At 67.3% G+C, this 300-nt stretch carries 1 protein-coding gene; it reads left to right on the top strand.

Annotation, left to right across the window (positions count from 1 at the left end):
• On the top strand, window positions 1-300 hold a 300-nt coding region (locus JHD77_RS31975), incomplete at both ends, for a phage portal protein family protein (RefSeq protein WP_426772614.1).

A 300-nucleotide genomic window follows, 5' to 3' on the forward strand; every position in this document is an offset into this window, starting at 1 on the left:
TGCACCCGCCCAAGCTCGGCCAAGAGATCGCCACCACGGGCGACGGCCGCGATATCACCCGTCCATTCCTCTCCGGCCTGCAGCAACCGAGCGACTACATCCTGCAGCGCCGGGGCGGCAACGACCTGCGCATCTATGAGGAAGTGCTGCGCGACGCCCAGGTCAAGGCGACCTGGGGCCAGCGGCAGTTGGCCGTCGTCAGCAAGGAATGGCAGGTCGATGCCGGCGGCGACCGCCGGATCGACAAGGCCGCAGCTGAGCACCTGAAGCAGCAGCTACAGAACGTTGGCTGGGACCGGA

This window comes from Pseudomonas sp. P20 (assembly GCF_016463925.1).
Classification (GTDB): Bacteria; Pseudomonadota; Gammaproteobacteria; order Pseudomonadales; family Pseudomonadaceae; genus Pseudomonas; species Pseudomonas aeruginosa.